Annotated in this window: 19 protein-coding genes; 7 read left to right on the top strand and 12 right to left on the bottom strand. The window is 67.5% G+C overall.

The window, feature by feature from the left end; genetic code table 11:
• Positions 1 to 55: 55 nt before the first annotated feature.
• On the top strand, positions 56 to 511 hold the full coding sequence (locus OAW74_RS01015; protein WP_262872466.1) for a MarR family winged helix-turn-helix transcriptional regulator: 456 nt from the start codon (positions 56 to 58) through the stop codon (positions 509 to 511).
• Position 512: 1 nt separating this feature from the next.
• Here the strand turns inward: OAW74_RS01015 and OAW74_RS01010 are convergent, their stop codons facing one another.
• From OAW74_RS01010 to OAW74_RS00965, 10 genes are all read right to left on the bottom strand, one after another.
• Positions 513 to 1880 (bottom strand): acetyl-CoA carboxylase biotin carboxylase subunit, encoded by a 1368-nt coding sequence (locus tag OAW74_RS01010; RefSeq protein WP_262872465.1) that lies wholly within the window; start codon positions 1878 to 1880, stop codon positions 513 to 515.
• 5 nt (positions 1881 to 1885) lie between these two features.
• Positions 1886 to 2083 carry a biotin/lipoyl-containing protein gene (locus OAW74_RS01005; RefSeq protein ID WP_262872464.1) on the bottom strand — a complete coding sequence of 66 codons (198 nt, stop codon included), beginning with the start codon at positions 2081 to 2083 and terminating at the stop codon, positions 1886 to 1888.
• A 35-nt stretch (positions 2084 to 2118) separates the two neighbouring features.
• A complete protein-coding gene (locus OAW74_RS01000; protein ID WP_262872463.1) occupies positions 2119 to 3588 on the bottom strand; it encodes an acyl-CoA carboxylase subunit beta in 1470 nt (489 codons plus the stop codon).
• A gap of 65 nt (positions 3589 to 3653) precedes the next feature.
• A complete protein-coding gene (locus tag OAW74_RS00995; RefSeq protein ID WP_262873897.1) occupies positions 3654 to 5165 on the bottom strand; it encodes a class I adenylate-forming enzyme family protein in 1512 nt (503 codons plus the stop codon).
• 42 nt (positions 5166 to 5207) lie between these two features.
• Positions 5208 to 6752 (bottom strand): acyl-CoA carboxylase subunit beta, encoded by a 1545-nt coding sequence (locus OAW74_RS00990; protein ID WP_262872462.1) that lies wholly within the window; start codon positions 6750 to 6752, stop codon positions 5208 to 5210.
• Positions 6749 to 8176, bottom strand: coding sequence for a 4-hydroxyphenylacetate 3-hydroxylase N-terminal domain-containing protein (locus OAW74_RS00985; protein WP_262872461.1), 1428 nt, complete (start codon positions 8174 to 8176; stop codon positions 6749 to 6751). Before OAW74_RS00985 ends, OAW74_RS00990 begins: the two co-directional genes overlap by 4 nt.
• Before the next feature lie 41 nt (positions 8177 to 8217).
• Positions 8218 to 8829 carry an ABC transporter permease gene (locus OAW74_RS00980; protein ID WP_262873896.1) on the bottom strand — a complete coding sequence of 204 codons (612 nt, stop codon included), beginning with the start codon at positions 8827 to 8829 and terminating at the stop codon, positions 8218 to 8220.
• 218 nt (positions 8830 to 9047) lie between these two features.
• The gene (locus OAW74_RS00975) at positions 9048 to 9845 is read right to left on the bottom strand and encodes an ABC transporter permease (RefSeq protein WP_262872459.1); all 798 of its coding nucleotides are present in this window, start codon (positions 9843 to 9845) and stop codon (positions 9048 to 9050) included.
• On the bottom strand, positions 9842 to 10660 hold the full coding sequence (locus tag OAW74_RS00970) for an ABC transporter ATP-binding protein (protein ID WP_262872458.1): 819 nt from the start codon (positions 10658 to 10660) through the stop codon (positions 9842 to 9844). Before OAW74_RS00970 ends, OAW74_RS00975 begins: the two co-directional genes overlap by 4 nt.
• A gap of 60 nt (positions 10661 to 10720) precedes the next feature.
• A complete protein-coding gene (locus OAW74_RS00965) occupies positions 10721 to 11707 on the bottom strand; it encodes an ABC transporter substrate-binding protein (RefSeq protein WP_262872457.1) in 987 nt (328 codons plus the stop codon).
• Between the two features lie 146 nt (positions 11708 to 11853).
• On the opposite strand from OAW74_RS00965, the gene OAW74_RS00960 reads away from it, so the two are divergent.
• From OAW74_RS00960 to fgd, 3 genes are read left to right on the top strand one after another with little or no spacing between them, the layout of a single operon-like run.
• On the top strand, positions 11854 to 12732 hold the full coding sequence (locus tag OAW74_RS00960; protein ID WP_262872456.1) for an alpha/beta fold hydrolase: 879 nt from the start codon (positions 11854 to 11856) through the stop codon (positions 12730 to 12732).
• A 54-nt stretch (positions 12733 to 12786) separates the two neighbouring features.
• Positions 12787 to 13395, top strand: coding sequence for a biotin transporter BioY (locus tag OAW74_RS00955; RefSeq protein WP_262872455.1), 609 nt, complete (start codon positions 12787 to 12789; stop codon positions 13393 to 13395).
• Positions 13392 to 14402: a glucose-6-phosphate dehydrogenase (coenzyme-F420) gene (gene fgd, locus OAW74_RS00950; RefSeq protein WP_262873895.1), complete on the top strand. Its 1011-nt coding sequence runs from the start codon at positions 13392 to 13394 to the stop codon at positions 14400 to 14402. The genes OAW74_RS00955 and fgd overlap by 4 nt, the downstream gene beginning before the upstream one ends.
• A gap of 3 nt (positions 14403 to 14405) precedes the next feature.
• On the opposite strand, the gene OAW74_RS00945 is transcribed toward fgd, so the two are convergent.
• Both OAW74_RS00945 and OAW74_RS00940 read right to left on the bottom strand, forming a co-directional pair.
• Complete coding sequence (locus OAW74_RS00945; protein WP_262872454.1) at positions 14406 to 15086, bottom strand: SDR family NAD(P)-dependent oxidoreductase; 681 nt, start codon at positions 15084 to 15086, stop codon at positions 14406 to 14408.
• A gap of 118 nt (positions 15087 to 15204) precedes the next feature.
• Positions 15205 to 16050 (bottom strand): universal stress protein, encoded by an 846-nt coding sequence (locus OAW74_RS00940; RefSeq protein WP_262872453.1) that lies wholly within the window; start codon positions 16048 to 16050, stop codon positions 15205 to 15207.
• Between the two features lie 164 nt (positions 16051 to 16214).
• On the opposite strand from OAW74_RS00940, the gene OAW74_RS00935 reads away from it, so the two are divergent.
• From OAW74_RS00935 to OAW74_RS00925, 3 genes are read left to right on the top strand one after another with little or no spacing between them, the layout of a single operon-like run.
• Entirely contained in the window at positions 16215 to 17612 is a 1398-nt protein-coding gene (locus OAW74_RS00935; protein ID WP_262872452.1) for an HNH endonuclease, read from the top strand.
• Positions 17613 to 17648: 36 nt separating this feature from the next.
• The gene (locus tag OAW74_RS00930) at positions 17649 to 18560 is read left to right on the top strand and encodes a nucleotidyltransferase family protein (protein ID WP_262872451.1); all 912 of its coding nucleotides are present in this window, start codon (positions 17649 to 17651) and stop codon (positions 18558 to 18560) included.
• 41 nt (positions 18561 to 18601) lie between these two features.
• On the top strand, positions 18602 to 19405 hold the full coding sequence (locus OAW74_RS00925; RefSeq protein WP_262872450.1) for a response regulator transcription factor: 804 nt from the start codon (positions 18602 to 18604) through the stop codon (positions 19403 to 19405).
• Positions 19406 to 19424: the final 19 nt, after the last annotated feature.

Below are 19424 nucleotides of genomic sequence, written 5' to 3'. Positions count from 1 at the left end.
GCTCGCGATGCCCCGCACGCGATGTGAAGCGAGCCGCTCCACTAGACTCACGAGCATGACCTCTCGCCGCGACCCGGCGCATAGGAGCCTCCCGCTTCTGGCCCAACTGGGTAACACGGTCGTACGCGAACTCAAAGACGTCATGTCCAGTACAGGTCTGCATCCTCGCCAGTCGGCGATCCTCTCCTACCTCGACGAGTCGGAGCACGGCGCAAGTCAGCAGACGCTCAGCGATCTGATCGCCGTTCACCGCAGCGCGATGGTGCTCCTGATCGATGACCTCGAATCGAAGGGCTACGTGCGGCGAGCGCGCAACGGAGCGGACCGTCGAGCATACGACGTCGTGATCACCGCCGAGGGACGGGCCGCGCTCCATGCGATCGAGCCCCTGACCCAGGCGTACGAGGACGAGCTTCTCGGGGCACTCTCCACAGACGAACGAGAGCACCTGCTCGGACTGCTCATCCGGGTTGCCGAGTCGCGTTCCATCGGAGTGACGCAGAAGAGCTGACTCAGAGCTTCGCGGGGAGCGCGACCTCCTTCAGCCAGAGCGGGTCCGTGACCAGATCGGCGCAGGTCTCCGCCGCCGCCCACTGCCGGCTCGAGAGCAGCCTGCGATGGAAAGGAACGAGGGTTGAAGGTCCTTCGATATGCAGCTCGTCCAGGGCTCGCAGCATGCGTCGCGTGGCCTGCTCTCGGTCTTCGCCCCACACGATGAGCTTCGCGATGAGCGAGTCGTAGCGGGGACTGACGACGCTTCCCGGCTCGACCCCGCTGTCCACGCGCACTCCCTCGCCCTCGGGCACGTCGAAAGTCATGACGGTCCCCGGCGAAGGCAAGAAGCCGCGCGATGCGTCCTCTGCGTTGATGCGGCACTCGATGGCGTGACCACGGGCGACGATGTCTGCTTGGGTGAACCCCAGCGGCTCTCCTGCGGCGACGCGGATCTGGTCGGCCACGAGGTCTCGTCCGGTGATCATCTCGGTGACGGGATGCTCTACCTGGATTCGGGTGTTCATCTCGAGAAAGTAGAAGTCCTCGCCTGCCAGGAGGCCTTCGACCGTACCCAGCGACCGATAGCCGACCGCCGTGGCGGCATCCACGGCGACACGGCAGATGCGTTCGCGAAGCTCGGCGTCGACCGTGGGGGCGGGTGCCTCCTCGACGAGCTTCTGCTGCCGCCGCTGCACCGAGCAGTCCCGGTCCAGCAGGTGCACGGTCGTCCCGTGCGCGTCGGCGAGGATCTGCACCTCAACGTGGCGAGCGTCTTCGACGAGCCTCTCGATGTACACCGCGTCGTCGCCGAAGTAACGCAGTGCTTCGGCCGAGGCCCGCTCCCACGATCTATCGAGCTCAGACTCGTCGCGCACGATGCGAAACCCCTTGCCGCCTCCGCCGTTGCTGGCCTTCAACACCAGCGGAAAGCCGACGGCGCTCGCGACGGCATGAAGGTGCGCGGTGTCGCGGATCGCCTCGGTGCTCCCCGGTACGACGGGCACACCGGCTGCGCGCATCGTTCGGCGCGCCTGCGTCTTCGAGCCCATCCGACGGATCACGTCCGCCGGCGGCCCGATGAACACCAGACCGGCTTCTGCGCAGGCCTCGGCGAACTCCGCCGACTCCGCCAAGAAGCCATATCCGGGATGGACCGCCTCTGCTCCGCTGCTCGTGGCCGCTGCCACGAGCGCGTCGGGACTCAGATAGGTCTCATTCAGCACCGAACCACCCAGTGCGACAGCACGATCCACCGCACGGACGTGCACGGCGTCCGCGTCATCGGCGCCGTAGACACCGATCGACTCGATGCCCAGCGCGCGAAGTGTGCGCGCGATCCGCACCACGATCTCGCCGCGATTGGCGATGAGAACTCTCGAGAACACGATCGTCAGTCCCTGTCGATCACGGCGAGCAGATCCCGTGCGTTCACCGTCGTGCCAGCCGAGACGAGCACCTGCGCGACAACACCGTCAGCCTCCGCGACGATCGGGATCTCCATCTTCATCGACTCGAGCACGATCACCTCGTCGCCTGCGCTCACGCGGTCGCCCACCCCGTGCTCGACGGACAGGACGACGGCCGTCATGTCTGATCTCAGTTCCATTTTCAGGCTCCGCTCTCTCATGGGCGCATCCCGCGCCGACGCACGCCGGCTTCGAGCACGCCGTACGCGTCGAGTACCCAGTCGCACAAGAAGCCGCGCGTCTCGCGCGGGTCGATCACATCGTTGATGCCGAACTTCTCGGCGGTCTTTTGAGGAGAGCCCATGGCGGCGAAGTGCGCCTCGAGTTCGCCTCGGCGTGCGGCCGGGTCGTCGGCGGCCTCGATCTCGCGGCGGAACAAAGCATCGACTCCGCCCTCGATCGGCATCGATCCCCAGCGGGCGGACGGCCATGCGATGCGTGTGTTCAGGCGGCGCCAGGGTCCGTATGTGGCGCCTCCGAGTCCGAAGAGCCGGCGCAGCACGACACTGCACCACGGCACCGACGACTGCTCGACGGCCGCGAGCGCACGAAGCCCTTTGCGAGCTGTGCCTCGACGCTCATGCTCCACACCGATCACTGTGCCCGGCTGGTCGACGAGATTCACGATCGGCAGGTGGAACGTGTCGCACAGGTCCACGTGTCGCGCGAACTTCTCGGCGGCGAGGTCGTCCATGCCTCCCCCGAAGAACCGCCCGTCGTTTGCGAAGAAGCCCACCGCATACCCGTCGAGCCTCGCAAAGCCCGTGACCAGCGACCGGCCCCAGCCGGGACCGATCTCGAACACGCTCGACTCGTCGAAGATCGAGGCGATGACGGCGCGAGCGTCGTAGACACGACGCGGGTTGCGAGGGATGGCATCCACCAGGCTCTCGTCGGCCCGATCGACGGGATCATGGCAGTCGATCCGCTCCGGCAGACGATAGGCGTTCTGTGGGAGGTACGACAAGAAGCGCCGCGCCTGTTCCATCGCTTCGTCTTCGGTGTCGGCGACATTGTCGACGACACCGCTGTACTCGGCATGGACCTGAGCACCGCCGAGCTCCTCCGCAGTGACGGTCTGGCCCATCCCGGCTGCGACGATGGGCGGCCCCGCCGCGAACACCTGGCCGATTCCCCGAACCTGCACGCTGAAGTGGCTCGCTGCGACACGCCATACCCCCATGCCCGGTGCCGGACCGCTGGCGATCGCAACGACAGGGATCTCCGAGAGGATGTCGAGCCAATCCCAGAGCGGGTTCGACGGGATCTTGGTGTAGCCGGTCTCCTGGATCATGCGAAGGCTCGCCCCGGCCTGATCGACGAACCTCACGATCGGCAACCGCATCGTCTTCGCGTACGTCTCGATATACGTGCGCTTCTCGCCCGCCGCCTGCTCGGGAGTGCCCGCACGAACCGTGAAATCGTCACTTTCCACCACCACGCGACGCCCGCCCACGCGCCCCGTACCCACCACGATGTTCGAGGGGAGGAAGCCGTCATCGCCGTCCGTGCCGGTGAGCACCCCCACCTCGCGGAACGTGCCGGAGTCGACCATGCGAGCGATCCGCTCTCGGGCATCCAGCTTGCCCTTTCCGTGCTGTCGCGCAAGGGCGTCGGGACCGCCCATGCCCAGCGCGCGTCTGCGACGCCGGTGGAGCTCGTCGACCTCGGGGCGCCAGCCGGGTGATGCGCTCATGGCTGGTACTCGCGACGCAGGGCGACCTTATCGACCTTGCCCAGCGCGTTGCGCGGGAGGTCGTCGACGAAGCGGAACTCGGCGGGAACCTTGTAGCCGGCCAAGACCGACCGCACGTGGCCCCGCAGCTGCTCACGCGTCTCGTGGCTGTCGTTGAAACGCGGATCGGCGATCACGTACGCGATCGCACGCTCTTCGAAGACGTCGTCCGGCACACCGATCACCGCCGCCTCGAGCATGTCAGGGTGGCCTTCGATGACGTCTTCCACCTCCTTCGGGTAGACGTTCTCCCCTCCGGAGATGATCATGTCCTTCTTGCGGCCGACGATGTAGAGATATCCGTCTTCGAGGCGACCGAGATCCCCCATGCGCAGGTAGCCATCGTCGTCCAGAGCTTGAGCGGTCAGCTCAGGCCGACCGAAGTATTCGCGCATGACGTAAGGGGACCGCACGACGACTTCTCCGACTGCGCCGTCGGACACCTCTCGCCCGTCGTCGCCGACGATTCGCAGGTCGACGCCCGGCGCGACTCGACCGACCGATCGCAGATGAGCGAGGAAATCGTCGCCGTGGATCGCCGTGACCAGTCCGGACTCGGTGGATCCGTAGAAGTGCACGAGTTCGGCGTTCGGGTACTGGTCGAGAATCCTCTGGAAGCTGCTCACCGAGGCGCCGTTGCCACCTACCGAGCACGCCTTCACATGCGACACGTCCACACCGTCGAGCGCGCCCGACTCCGCCACTATCGCGTATTGGGCGGGGACTCCCGAGACATAGTCGACGCCTCCGCCGACGAACTCGGCGTGTTGGCGAGGGTTGAACTTGTAGATGGTGGTCATGCCGCCCTGAAGCAGGGTCTGCAACGGGCCGATGATCCCGCCGATGTGGAACTGGGGCGATCCCCGCAGCACGTGGGCTTGCTCGGGATGCGGGATGAGATCGATGACGACCTTGGACTCCGTGACGCGCTGGCGCTGCGAGTGCACCACGCCCTTGGATTGACCCGTCGTGCCACTCGTGAAGATGATCTCGTGGGGGAGATCGGGATCGATGTCGGGCAGGTCGCCCTCGCGAGAGAACAACTCCCGCCAGGGCACCCACTCCGCGATGGGCTCTTCGCTGTCGAGCACGATGCGGTGCGTGACGTTCAGGTCGTCGAGGGTCGGCTCGAAGGAGGAGATGCGATCCGCGGTGGTCAAGACGCAGTCTGCCGCAAGCGTCTCCATCTGACTGCGCAGCTCGGACTCCGCCAGCCAGAAGTTGAGCGGACTGATCATGAGGCCTGCCCGCGCCGTCGCAAAGAACGTCGGCAGGTATTTGGCCGTGTTCGGACTGAGCCACGCACACCTCGCCCCCTGCGCCATTCCGAGACCCCGCAGGCCCCTCGCGAGCGCTTCGGCGGCGTGCTCCAGTTCGGGGTAGGTGTACGACGATGTCGCATCTCTCAGGGCCACCCGCGTTCCATAGCGTCGTGACCCGTGTGCGAGCACTTCGCGGTAGGACTCCATCGTCACTGTCTCCGTCTCCATTCGTCCGTCAGAGTTTTTCGGTCACCACATCGGCCAGTGGGTGAGCGGCCGTTCCCGATCGTCCAGAACCTCTCGATCGGCATGACGATCGAGGTCGGAGATCAGAACCTCGCGCGTCTCGCTCGGGTCGATCACCTCGTCGATGCGCATGCGACGCGCAGGCCCCCATGCGTCGAACTCCGCCTCGACCCCGGCAGAGGCTGCATCCAGAAGCCCGGCGCGCTCGGCGCCGCTCAAGCCCGAGAGGTCGCTGCCGTGGAGTACCTGGGCGCCGGCCTTGCGCTCCATGAAACCGATCTGGGCACTCGACCACGCGTAGAGCCCGTCAACGATCTCGGGGGCGCCACCGAGGGCGAGGTAGGCCAGCCCGAACCCCTTTCGCACGACGACGGTGAACTTGGGCATCGTCGAGAGGGCCAGCGCCTGCTGCAGCTTGATGACCTTCGAAAGGAGCCGTTCGTGCTCCACGGCGGATCCCACCATGAATCCGGGCACGTCCTGGAGGAACACGAGCGGGACGTTGAAGGCCTCGCACATGCAGATGAAGCGCGTGATCTTGTCGCAGGCATCGTGGTCGAGAGCCCCCGCCTGCTGCATCGGCTGGCTGGCGATGACACCCACGGAGTGTCCGCCCAGCCGCGCGAGTGCCGTGATCACCGAGGAGCCGAAGTCTCGCTTCAGCTCGAAGATGCGACCCTCGTCGACCACTCGCTGCAGCAGCACGCGCATGTCGTAGGCACGCTGCGCACGGGCCGGGACGATCGACACGAGCTCTCGATCCACCAGCGGCGGGCTCGAGGCGACACGCGGGGGGAGTTCCGCACTGTGCTGCGGAAGATAGGAGAGGAACTCTCCAACGGCCGACAGTCCGGTCGACTCATCTGCCACGACGACATCGACCTGTCCCGTGCGCCGTGCGTGGACCTCGCTGCCGCCCAGCGCCTCTCCGGTGATCTTCTCGCCGGTCGCGACCTCGATCAGACGGGGCGAAGTCACGGCAATGCATGACCCTTCGACCTGGACGACGAGGTCGGACTGCGCGGCCGCGAACGACGACCCCCCGAACGAATCTCCCGCGATCACCGAGATCATCGGTATGGCGCGACCCCGCATCGACGGTGCCGTGTCGATCGCGAACTCCGCCGCATCCTCCGCACCGAGTGTGTCGGGAATGCGGGCGCCCGCGCTCTCTCCGAAGAGCACGAGGGGTATGCGTGCACGCAGTGCCTGCTGCATGATGCGCGCCTTCTTGCGCCCGCCCATAGATCCGGAGGCGCCGCGTTTGACCGTGACATCATCCGCGGCGATCGCCACGGGGCGGCCGCTCACCGTGCCGAAGCCGACGATCTTGCCGTCCGCGGGCGTGCGATCCCAGTCGCCGCGGATGCGAGAGACGACGAACGTACCCCACTCACGGAAAGAGTCCTCGTCGAGCAGAGCATCGATCGCCTCCCGTGCGGTGAGACGACCGCGCGCCCGCAGCGCGTCGATGCGTTCGCTGCCGCCCATGTCTTCGCGGATGCGGCGGCGACGCTCTTCGATTCCGCGGCTGTCTCGCTCGCTCACCTGGCGATTCCTCCGGCCGGCGCGCCAGCGCGCTCCGCCTGGACCGGGTTCACACCGCCGAGCAGCGCCAGGGCCGTCGCCTTGGCCGAATCCATGTCGAAGTGCTTGCGCATGACGAGTCGCTGCGCATAGAGGCCACCGCCGGCGTGAATCGTGGTGACGTTGAGCCAACCGCCGAAACCGTCGGCGGTCATGTTCTTGATCAGGTGGAACAGTCGCGCGCGATAGATGCCGGATATGCCATCGACGCCAGACATGTACTTGTCGAGATGCTCCGCGACATCGGGGTGGTCGAAATCCAACGGCGACGGCGCGGTCATCGTCGATCCTCCGGCGATGTCGACCAGCCGTGCGACGACCGCCGCCCAACCCTCGCCGGCGAGCACCTTCGCCGCGTTCGTGTTCAGCTCGTCCGGAATCAGGATGCCGTCCGAGTCCTCGCGCGACTTCACCAGCGCAGCATCGAATGTCGCCCTGAGCAGGGTCGCGTGCAGCACGAGGTCGTTGACCTTGTCGCGGATATGGGGGATGCGCTCCGTTCCGTTCGCTTCGGCGATCAGCTGTGCCAGACCGACGGCCTGCTCGGCACGCCGCACCTGGCCGCCGGTGGCCGAGAGCCGCTCCCACAGCCCCAGACTGTGAGCGAACGCAGCGGAACTTGCGACATGGCCATCGAGGAAGATGCGCTCGTTGGGAACGAAGACATCGTCGAAGACGATGAGAGCTTCGGGCAGGACGCGATCCCAGCTCAGTGGGAACTCACGCGGATCAGCGTCGCCCGGCTGATCCGGCATCGTCGAGACGATCTTGACGCCCGGTGTATTCACCGCAACGCCGCAGGCGACGGCATACTCCTCCTCACCCGGCTTCATCCGCTTCGTGGGCATCACCATGAGCTCGTGCGCGATCGCGGCGCCGCTGATATGCAGCTTCGCACCGCGGATGACGACTCCGTCGTCACGCCGCTCCACGACGTGGAGGTATTGATCGGGATCCGTCTGAGCACCAGCCGACCTCGACCGGTCTCCCTTCGAGTCGGTGATGCACTGCACCATTCGTACGTCGCGGCGTCGGCAGTCCTCGACATACGCCCGCACGCGCGCGGCACCCTCCGGGAAGTCCTGCTCGATGCGGCCCGCCGCCGTCAGTAGTGCCATGAGGGACTGATAAGTGACGTGCAGCATCAGATCTTCGCCGTGCAGTTGGGCGAGGCGTTCGCGGAACTCCTCGGCCGACCGGGGGGCGGCTAGCAGCGGGTTGGTCGCGCCCGGCGCGGGATCGTAGCCGCGGTCGTAGGTCCGCGCGATCCTGTCGATGGTCGCGGCGACAGGAGCGTAGCGCGCCATGTTCTCGATGCGCTCGCCGCGGATGTACACGCTGCGCCCGTCATCCAGCGATGCGCGGTATCCCTCGCCATTCAACATGTGCTTATCCTAACTGTTCTAATTCTTAACTATAGCAGAAGTCACGCATCTGGCCTGAGCGTCTCCGGCCATCGACGGAACACGATTCGCTGGATGAGATCGAATGCAAGATTGATGAGATATCCGAGTGCGCCGATGAAGACCAGCAGACCCCACACCGCGTCGGCGCGGAAGAAGTGCTGCATCTCCTGCAGGAGTCGCCCAAGCCCCTGACCACTGCCGAGGATGTCGGTGAACAGCGTGACGATCAGGGTCATCGATACCGCAATGCGCAGGCCCGACATGACGTATGGGGCGAGGGAGGGGATCGTCACCTTGAGCAATCGCGCGTCCGGACTCAATGCAAGCGTGCGCGCTGTGTCGCGGCGCACCTGCGGGATGGACCGCACTCCGACCACGGTGTTCAGCAGGATCGGCCACATCACCGCGATGACGACGATGACGATCGATGACCCGAGCCCCGATCCGACGATCAGCCCGATGGCGGGAACAATCGCGGGAGGTGGCATGGAGCGGATGAAGTCGATCAGTGGACTCAGCGCTCGGTCGACGATCGGCACCGAGCCGATCACTATTCCGGCGAGCACTCCGAGAAGAAGTGCCAGCAGGAGTCCGATCGTGAATGTCGTGGCGGTCACCGCGAGCGCGCGCATGAGCGAGCCGTCCTCGTAGAGCACCACCAGCGCGTCCCACCACGACGATGGCGGGGGGAACGAGAACGACTCCGGATCACCCACGAGCTGCCAGACCACGAGGGGGATGATCAGCAGAAGCAGACCCCGGACTGCCTTGACCGGGGCAAGCACGACATCGCGCCCGCGACGCGCACGACGGCGCTTGGCGACGGCGATGATGGTTTCGGTGGATGCGGTCATGAGCGGCCCGCCTTCCGCAGTGCGCCGGTGCTGAGATTGCCGCCCGGCACGCCGTAGCGCACCATCGCGACCAGGGCGACGTTCAGCAGGTAGCCGATGATGCCGCTGATGATGACCCATGCCCACACCTGCCCCGGCTGCAGAGCGCTCTGCGCGTGCAGAAGGGCCCCGCCGAGGCCGGCGGGGTTGACGATGACCTCAGCGACGACCACCACCACCAAGGCATGAACCACTGCCAGCCTGGCGCCCACCAGGATCGAGGGCAGCGAGGCGGGCAGAAGGATCTTGCCGTAGAAGTCGGGGCGCGAGAACCGGAGGCTGCGTGCGACCTCGGTGAGCCGGGGGTGGACGTTGCGCACGCCGGAGGCCGTACTCAGCAGCACCGGCCAGATCGACGAGAAGGTGGCGATATAGAACTCGGCCTCCCCCGTGGGACCCCAGATCATCAACGCGACGGGCATGAGGGCAACGATCGGCAGTGTGCGCAGGACATTGAATGAGGCCATCGTGTAGGTGCGGAAGCCCCGGAAGAGCCCGACGGCCGCACCGAGGACGACGCCGATGACGATGGCGACGGCGGCCGAGGCGGCGGTGACGCCGAGTGTGTGCGATATCGCCGGCACGAGCTGCCCGCGGGCGAGGATCTCGAGGAATCCCTGCCACACCTCGGTGGGCGACGGCAGGTATTCGAAGTCGATCAGGCCGCTCTCGACCGAGAGCTGCCACACCAGCAGAATCGCGAGCGCCACGGCCAGCGCTGGCACGTTGATGCGACGAAGCAGCGGAACGCTCACGGCGCCGTCTCGTGCAGTTCATCGCTGAGACGATGGCGAGCCGCGAGGAACGCGGGAAGCTCTCGCGTGGCGAGCTGCACTCTCGGGCGCGGGAGATCCACGGCCAGCTCCAGCGTGATGGTTCCCGGGGCGCCAGCGATCACGAAGACCCGGTCCGAGAGGTAGACCGCCTCTTCCATATCGTGCGTGATCAGTACGATCGACGAGCCGGTCGCAGCCTGCAGTTCGAGCAGTTGATCCTGCAAGGATGCCTTCGTGAACGCATCCAGGGCCCCGAAGGGCTCATCCATGAGCAGCACTTGAGGCCGCATCGCGAGGGCACGGGCGATCTGGACACGCTGCTGCATTCCCCCCGACAGGCGCCACGGGTACTCGCCCCGCCGCGCGGTAAGGCCGACCATCTCGATCGCCTGCGCGGCGCGCTGCCTCACCTCGGAACGAGGCATCCGTCTCTCGAGGCCCAGTTCCACATTGCGCTCGACGGTCCGCCAGGGAAGAAGCGCATTGCCGTAGTCCTGGAAGATCGTCACCGCTTCGGCCGGCGGCGCGGTGAGCGGTCGGCCCTTGACGAGCGCCTCCCCCCTCGTGGGACGGAGGAGCCCTCCGAGTACCCGAAGAAGGGTGGTCTTGCCGGTACCGGAGCGGCCGACGATCGCGACGATCTCGCCCGGCCGCACGGAAAGTGAGACATCGCGGAGGATCGGCAGTGTGCCCGACGCGACCTCGAGGTCGACATCGACGGCGCGCAGGTCGTACATCATCGCGGGCTCGGCGGTCGCGGGCGCTGGATCGCTGAACTGGTCCGGCAGAGTCATTCCGGATCTCCCTTTCGTGAGCGAGCCGGCCGCCTGCAGGGGCAGGCGGCCGGCGGCGGGTCAGAACTTCGCGAACAGCTCGTCGAGCTCGGGAAGGTCTTGGAGCATGTCGAGCTGGTCGTAGACGACGAACATGGGCTCGAGGTCGGCGGGAGCCAGGTCGATCTTGTAGCTCTGCATGGGGTTGGACATAATGAGCTGCTCGGGCAGGCCGAGCACATCGACGACCACCTGCTTGGCCTCGTCTTCGTTGTCGGCGACCCACTGCGCCGCCTCCTCCAGCGCAGCCTTGAAGCGGCTGAGCGTCTCAGGGTTCTTCTCTGCGAAGTCCCCTGGCGCCGCCGTCACACTGGCGACGAGTTCGTCGACACCCGTGGCCTGCAGAGTCGGGTCGCCAAGCAGAGTGAACCCCTTTGAGTTCATGAGGAAGCTGTAGGGAATGACAGTCCAGACGGCATCCACTTGCCCGGCGGCAAGCTGATCCGCCTGAGTGTCCCATGGGACGACGGGTGTCTCGATCGATGCAGGATCGGCGCCCTCCTTCTCCGCGAGGAAGAGCGCGGTCGTCGTGGCGAACCCGGTGAGCGAAGGGACCCCGAAGACCTTGCCGCCTAGATCTCCCCACGTGCTGATCGATGCGTCACCGACGTAAACGGGGAACGCCGGCAGCTCAGTCGTGGAGTTGCCCATCCCGGTCACGAACGCGATGTCCAACCCTTGGTCAGCCGCCTCGAAGACGGCCTGCGTCGAGGTCTGCAGTACGTCGTACTGCTTGCCCAGCCCCTGCATCGCGGTCGGGCCCGGGGTCACGATCGTCCCGGTGAAGTCGAGACCGTGATCGGCGAAGATGCCGTTCTTCTCGGCGATGATGATCGGCAGCGTCGACGGACCCTGGCTGTACCCGACGCGAATCGGCAGCACCTCGTCGGCGCCGACCTCATCGCTCGGTGGCGCGGCCTCCGAAGAGCTGCACCCCACGAGCGCGGTGACCGCCAGCGCGAGCGCGGCGACACCTCCCGCGGCACGAACGCGCTTGAAAGAGATCATGAGGACTCCGTTCCATCCCGCGCTCCAGCGAGGGATCTCGACACCGTTGTCGTCAGCGTGAGTACACCAACCTATAACTGTTATACCGCTAAATGGTCCGATGTCTATACAGTTGTTTTTATCAACAGATTGACTCAGGTGCGACGATGCCGACTTCACCGCTGAACCCTTCACAGACGACGTGGATCACTCACACGCTGGCACAGACACCGCACCATTCCCGTCAGCGCGTCGGCAGAGTCGAGATCGCCCTGCGCACGTGGGGCGATCCGGATCTCCCGAAGATCGTCCTGATCCACGGCATGGCCGCCCACAGCGGATGGTGGGACTCCGTCGCACCCGCGTTGAGCGTCGACCATGAAGTGATCGCGATCGACCTTTCAGGGCACGGAGACAGCGGTCGGCACTCCTCGTACTCGATCCAGACATGGGCGAACGAGGCAATGTCCATAGCAACAGCAGACAGACGACCAGCGATTCTGATCGGCCACAGCCTGGGCGGGCTCGTCGCCCTCACCGCCGCACGCTCGCACGGCGCCCGCCTGCGCGGCTGCATCGTGGTCGACTCCCCTCTTCACCCGCTCCCACGCGATCGCACTCGGCGCCTGCAGGCGCGCGCATCCTCTCCGCTCGTCACTATGGCAACGTCCAGCGAGGCCGTCACGCGGTTCCGACCCATGCCAGACGAAGGCGGACTCATCCCGACGCTGGTCGAGCGAGTCGCGTCCCAATCGATCCGCTCGACGGGGGCGGGATATCAGTGGAAGGTCGACCCCCGAGTGTTCTCCGCAGAACGCGCGACGGAGCCCCTAGGACCCGCGCCGTGTCCCATCCGTCTCGTCCGCGGCGAGCATGGAATGCTCTCCGCGGAGCAGGCCGACGCGGCGATCGAGCTGTTCGCCCAGACCGAGCGTGCGACCCTCATCCCCGGCGCCGGCCATCACATCATGCTGAGTCATCCCCGCCTCCTCTCCGACGCTCTCTCGGCCTGGGTTCGCGAGCTGCCCCTTTCGCAGTGGACGTGAAGTCGTTATTGTTACTTTTATCAACAGTTACGGTTCTTTACGAAAGGCTCGAGCGTGACCACAGCGCACATCACTTCGTCTTCTGGTCCGTCGACGCTTGCCGACGCCCTCGTCGGCCGCCGATCACTCGCGACCGATGCCGGACTCGTCGCCGGCGGTGCGGGCGTGGTGGCCTTGTTCGCACAGATCAGCGTGCCGTTGTGGCCAGTGCCTGTGACGGGACAGACCCTGGCGGTGCTGCTCGTCGGGGCGGCGCTGGGCGCCCGTCGTGGCGCGCTCGCTCTGCTCACCTACGCAGTCGCGGGACTCGCCGGCCTGCCGGTGTTCGCATCGTTCACGGGAGGGCCCGCTGCGATCTTCAAACCCAGTTTCGGATTCATCGTGGGCTTCGTCTTCGCGGCGGCCCTCGTGGGCTGGCTCTCGGAACGCAAGTGGGACCGTCATCCGGGCCTCGCCTTCCTCGGCTTCCTCGGGGCGAGCATCGTGCCGTTCGTGTTCGGCCTGCCCTATATGGCGTTCGTCCTCGCGCATCTGGGGATGGCTCACGACCTGGACACCATCGTCGCGGCCGGTGTCACACCTTTCCTCCTCGGCGGAGCCATCAAGTGGCTGATCGCGGCAGCCTCTCTCCCGCTGATCTGGCGCGCGTCGGGTCGCGCGTGACCGGTGGTCTTCGGCTGGGGTACAAGGCCTCGGCCGAGCAGTTCACTCCGACCGAACTCCTCAAGTTCACCGTGCTCGCCGAAGATGTGGGGTTCGACTCCGTATTCATCTCCGACCATCTGCAACCGTGGCGGCACGAAGGCGGCCACGCACCTGCCGCATTGCCGTGGCTCGGCGCAGCAGCAGCCCGAACCCAACACGTCACGCTGGGCACGTCGGTCCTCACCCCCACTTTCCGGTATCACCCCGGCGTGATCGCACAGGCGTTCGCGACGCTCGGATCCATGTTCCCCGGGCGCATCATCTTGGGAACGGGAACCGGCGAAGCACTCAACGAAGTGACTCTCGGCCTGGAATGGCCGGCACCGCCCGAACGCTTCCAGCGTCTGAAGGAGTCGCTCCAGCTCATCGACGCCCTCTGGAGTGGTGAACGGGTCACCTTCGACGGAGCGTTCTATTCGACGAAGAACGCGACGATCTTCGATCTGCCCGCGAAACGCGTGCCGATCTACATCGGTGCCTCCGGGCCCGCCGCGACAAGGCTCGCGGGGCGGATTGCCGACGGTTTCATCACGACATCGGGCAAGGCCCGGGAACTCTATACCGACACCCTTCTGCCGGCGTTGGCGACCGGCCTCGGCAGCGCAGGACGGCGACCGCAAGACGTCGACACCCTCATCGAAGTGAAGGTCTCTTTCGCCGCCGATCGGATCGCGGCGATGCAGAAGACGCGATTCTGGGCCGCCCTGGCGCTGAGCCCGGAAGAGAAAACGGGACTCGACGACCCTCGCGAGATGCAGCGACGTGCGGACGCGCTTCCGATCGAACGAGCCGCCTCGCGGTTCATCGTCTCGACCGATGTGGACGAGCATGTCGAGGCGATCCTCACCTACGCACGCATGGGGTTCCGTCATCTGGTCTTCCATGACCCGGGGCAGGATCAAGAGACCTTCCTTCGCTTCTACGGCGCGGAGATTCTGCCTCGGCTGCGCACCGCCGGGCACTGACGCTCAGAAGCTCGCGATGCCCCGCACGCGATGACCGACGGCGATCGCCTCGCCCGAGATCGCCGCCGCCCGCGGCGACACGAGAAAGGCGACGAGATCGGCGATCTGGTCGGGGCTCGAGTCGCCCGCCCCGGCCGGCTTCACCGTCGAGGTCGGCTCGTCGCGCACGTGACCGGGATTGACGGTGTTGACGGTGATGCCGGTGCCGGCATGCGCGTCGGCGAGGTTCTTGGCGGCGATGTTGAGCGCCGCATTGCGGATCGACCCCGTGATGCTGCCGGTGAAATAGGCGTTCTGCCCGCTGATGCCCACGATGCGCCCGTAGCCGCGGTCGCGCATCGCGGGCAGCGCCGCACTCGCGATGCGCAGAAAGCTCATCGCCTTGCCGTCGACGGCCGCGAGCACCTGCTCGGGATCGGAGCTCAGCGCCGGGTCGAGCGTGCCGAGGCTCGGCGCCGCCGTCACGACGACCCCGTCGATGCGACCGTGCTCGGCGAGCACCGCAGCGATGCCGGCGGCGACGGATGCCGCATCCGTTCCGTCGATCGTCAGATCGGCGTCGCCGCTGCGCGAGGCGCCGACCACGATCGCACCCTCGTCGGCGAGACGCCCCGCGATCGCCGAGCCGATGTAACCGGTGGCGCCGACGACGAGCACGACGCGGGAGTCGAGTTGCAGATCCATGCGCCCACGCTATCCCGCGACTTGACACCTGTTGCCGCTCGCTGGGGGCCCGCAGCGGCAACAGGTGCCAAGTCGCGGGGATGTGGAGGGGTGTGAGGGATGGGGAGGGGGCGCGGGGCTATCGGACGATCGCGGTGACCGTCGCCAGCCGCGTGAGCACCTCTTGGCTGATCGAGCCGAGCAGGAACCGCAGGAACGCACCGTGCCCGCGCGAGCCCATCACCGTGAGGCGCGCATCGCCGGCGATCTCGTTGATCACCTGCGACGGATAGCCGCGCTCGACCCGGTGCACGACCTCGAGGTCGGGGTACTGGGTCGCGAGCCCGGCCAGGGCGACGGCCTGCGTCTCTTCGGTGGAGGTCTGCATGTTGGCCAGATACTCGGCCGGATACACGAGCCCCGAATGCCGCGGCGCCTCCAGGGGCGTCCACACGCTCACCGCGATCAGCGGCTCGCCGAGGCGATCGGCCTCGGCGGCGGCGAACGCCACGGCGGCCGCCGACACCGGCGATCCGTCGACGCCCACGACCACTCCTCGGCGCGCGCCGAGGTCGACATCGGGCACGACGACCACGGGGCATTCCGCTCCCGCGGCGATGCGGATGCCGTGGGCACCGCGCGCCGGGCCGTCGCCCGGGCCGCGATAGTCGCTGCCGATCACCAGCAGCGCCGCGTTCTTGGAGGCCTCCAGCAGCGTGCGCACGGGGTCGCCCACCTCGACGCGGGCGGTCACCGCCACACCGCTGTCGGCGTGCCGCGCCGCCTCGGCTTCGAGGGCGTGCTGCGTGCTGCCGGTCACCTGCTCGACGAAGCGCGCTTCGCCCACGCTGCCGACGGCGCCGCCCACGACGCCGATCAACTCCACACGCTGACCGCGCTCGCGCGCTCGCTCGACGGCCCAGTCTGCGGCTCTGCGGGCCGCCGGCGCCGAGGTCATTCCGACGATGATGGTGTTCTCGCTCATGGCCGTTCCCTTCTTCGGGCGTCACTTCCACGCTACTCGCGAAGGGCTCTGCGCGGGCGGGCTGAGAGCCGGGAAATATCGGCGAGGGCCAGGGATTCGGCGAGTTATCCACATGTTCGCATCTGCTACTGCGAACCTCGGAGGCGTGTCGTAGATTAGAAACTATGAACGATAGTTTCACTCGCATCTCAGAGCTCGCGTGCGAAGCGCGCGAGCTGATGGGGTCGGCCCCCGTCGAGGGCATCGCCTCGGCGACGCTGATGCGGCTGAACGACATCGTCGGGCGCCTGCGCCGTCACCTCGACGCCGCCCACGCACCGCTGGCCGCAGAGCTCGCCCGCCAGTCCCGCCCCGAGCTGGGGGCCGACAGCCTGGCGCGCAAGCAGGGGTTCCGCAATGCCAAGAAGCTCATCGCAGCCACCACCGGCACGACCCTCGGCGAAGCCACCCGCATCGTGCAGGTGGGCGAGGCCACGGCGCCGCGCCGCCAGCTCTCCGGGGTCGACGCACCGGCACGGCACCCGCACGTCGCGGCGGCGCTCGATGCCGGGGCGATCGGCTCGCCCGCCGCATCGGCGATCATCACGATGCTCGACCGGGTGGCGCTGCGGGCAGGGGCCGACGCCGTCGCGGAGGCCGAGCGCCTGCTGGTCGAGAAGGCTCCGGGGCCCTCGCTCGAAGACCTCCAGCGCATCCTCCAGCGCGCAGAGGCGTGGCTCGACCCCGACGGGGTGGCGCCGAGCGAAGACGAGCTGCGCGCCGACCGCTACCTCCACATGCACGAAGACCGCTTCGGCGCCCTCATCCTCAAGGCCAAGTTCGACCCCGAGCGCGGTGCGCCCATCAAGGTCGCCCTCGAGGCTTTCGTCGCGGCGGAGCTGCGCGCGGCCCGCGACCGTGAGGCGAACACCGGTGCGGCCTTCGGGCTCGGCTCACCGGCATCCGCACCCGGCGAGACCGCGGGAGCAGCCGCCGACCGCCGCACGATCCCGCAGATGCAGGCCGACGCCCTCGCGATCATGTGCGAGCACGTGCTCGGGTGCGAGCACAGAGACCTGCCCATCGGCGGCGCCACCGTCGTGGTGCGCATGAACCTCGAAGACCTCGAGGCCGGCACCGGCCACGCCACGATCGACGGCCTGGCAGCCCCCGTCTCGATCGCCACGGCCCGACGCATGGCCGCCGACGCGCAGATCATCCCGTGCGTACTCGGCGGCGAGAGCGAGATCCTCGACTGGGGCCGCGCCAAGCGCCTGTTCACCCGCGCGCAGAAGCTGGCGCTGGCCGAGAGAGACGGCGGATGCGCGCGGTGCGGCGCTCCGATCAGCCACACCAAGGTGCACCACATCCACTGGTGGCGGCGAGACGGCGGGCGCACCGACCTCGGCAACGGGGTGCTGCTCTGCGACGGCTGCCACCACGACGTGCACGACAACGGGTGGGAGATCCGCATCGAGGGGGTCGGGGTCTCGGCCTGGGTCTGGTTCATCCCCCCGCCGTGGGTCGACCCCGACCGCACGCCGCAACTGGGCGGGCGAAGACGGTTCGACTGGGTGACGTGAGAGTGCACCCGCCCACACCGCCACTACCGTGGAGCCGTGCCCGACAGCATCCTGCAGCTCGCCGAGGCCGACGCGCTCGCGTCGGCGTGGGTGCAGCACCTCGCCGATGAGCGCGGAATCCGGATGCTGCTGATCAAAGGCGCCTCGCTCAGCCACCACGGCCTGCGCGACCCGCGCACCTCGGCCGACGTCGACGCCCTCATCGAACCCGGCCGATTCGACGAGCTGTGCGACGCGATTCTTGCGGAAGGCTGGCGCAAGCGCCCCGACATCTTGATCAGTCGCCTCACGACGCTGCACTCGCGCACCTTCCTGCGCGACGGGTGGCCGTGCGACCTCGACGTGCACAGCTTCTTCCCCGGGTTCCTCGCCGACCCGGCCGACGTGTTCGACGCGCTCTGGGTCGCGCGCGAGCGGCTCGACTTCGCGCATCGCACGTGCGACATCCCTGGCAGGGCCGCCAGCATCCTGATCCTCGCCCTGCACTCGCTGCGCGGCACCCGCGTGCAGCGCCGCCACGTCGACGAGCTCGAGCACCTCGTCCGACTCCCGCTGAGCGCCGAGGAGATCGCCGAGATCGGCGCGCTGGCCCGTGTCACCGGCTGCGTCGCGACGCTCGAATCGGTGCTGCCTCGCCTCGGCGTGCACGTCGAGCCGACCGAGGCCGAACTCGCCTCGACCGACCTGCACGAATGGCGCGAACGCGTCGACTCCGGATGGGCCGGCGCCTACATGTGGACCGTCGCTCTGCGCCGCTCGCCGTGGCGCGAACGCCCCCGCATTCTGTGGACCGCGTTCTGGCCCTCCGACCGCGATCTGCTGCTGTCGAGACCCGAAGTGCAGGACCGCCCCGCCCACAAGCTTCTTGCGCGAATCTTGCGCTGGGGTCGGGGCGTGAAATCGCTCCCCAGAACGGCCCGCGCGATCTGGCACAATCGGTCTCACTGAGGGCCCGGCTTGGGGCTGGCCCTCCTTTCCTGAGGGACATCATGGCCGAACCCGCACCCGCCCGCACGGCGGTCGTCATCGACGACGATCCCGACGTGCGCCACCTGCTCGTCGACATCCTCACGAGCGCCGGCTTCACGGTGGTCGATGTCGACAACGGGCTCGACGGCGTAGCCGCCGTCGAAGAGCACGACCCGGTGCTCACCACGATCGACGTCAACATGCCCGGCATCGACGGCTATGAGGCGACCCGCCGCATCCGCGAACTCAGCGACACCTACATCGTCATCATCACCGCCCTCACCGACGAGGCCGACGCCGTGCTGGGCTTCGGCGTCGGCGCCGACGATGTCGTCGTCAAGCCCTTCCGCGCACGCGAGCTGCGGGCACGCCTCGTGGCCATGCTGCGCCGCCCCCGCTTCCCGCGCGCCACGCCCAGCGGCTCGATCCCCATCATCGCCACGGCGCCCGCGGCGGCCGTCGAGGCGGCATCCGATCCCGATGTGCTCGCCCACAACGGCCTCACCCTCGACCGCGCCACGCGAGCCGTGGTCGTCGACCAGCGCGACGTCGTGCTCACCCGCACCGAGTTCGAGCTGCTCGCCACGATCCTCGAGTCGGGGCGCCGTGTGCGCAGCAAGGCCGACCTCGTGCTCACTCTGCACGACGAGACCTACCTCGACCCGGCCAGGGTCAGCGACGCCGACGAGCGCGCGATCGAGGCCCACATGACGAACCTGCGCCGCAAGCTCGGCGAGACGGCGGCGCAGCCGCGCTTCATCGAGACCGTGCGCGGCGTCGGCTACCGCACCGTCGCCTCCCCCGCCGCCACCGCAGCCGGCTGACCGCCTCTCAGCAGCCGCG

The organism is Microbacterium fluvii, assembly GCF_025515205.1.
GTDB lineage: Bacteria > Actinomycetota > Actinomycetes > Actinomycetales > Microbacteriaceae > Microbacterium > Microbacterium fluvii.
The sequence above is the reverse complement of the archived record's forward strand: the minus strand, read 5'-3'. Positions and strand labels throughout refer to the sequence as shown.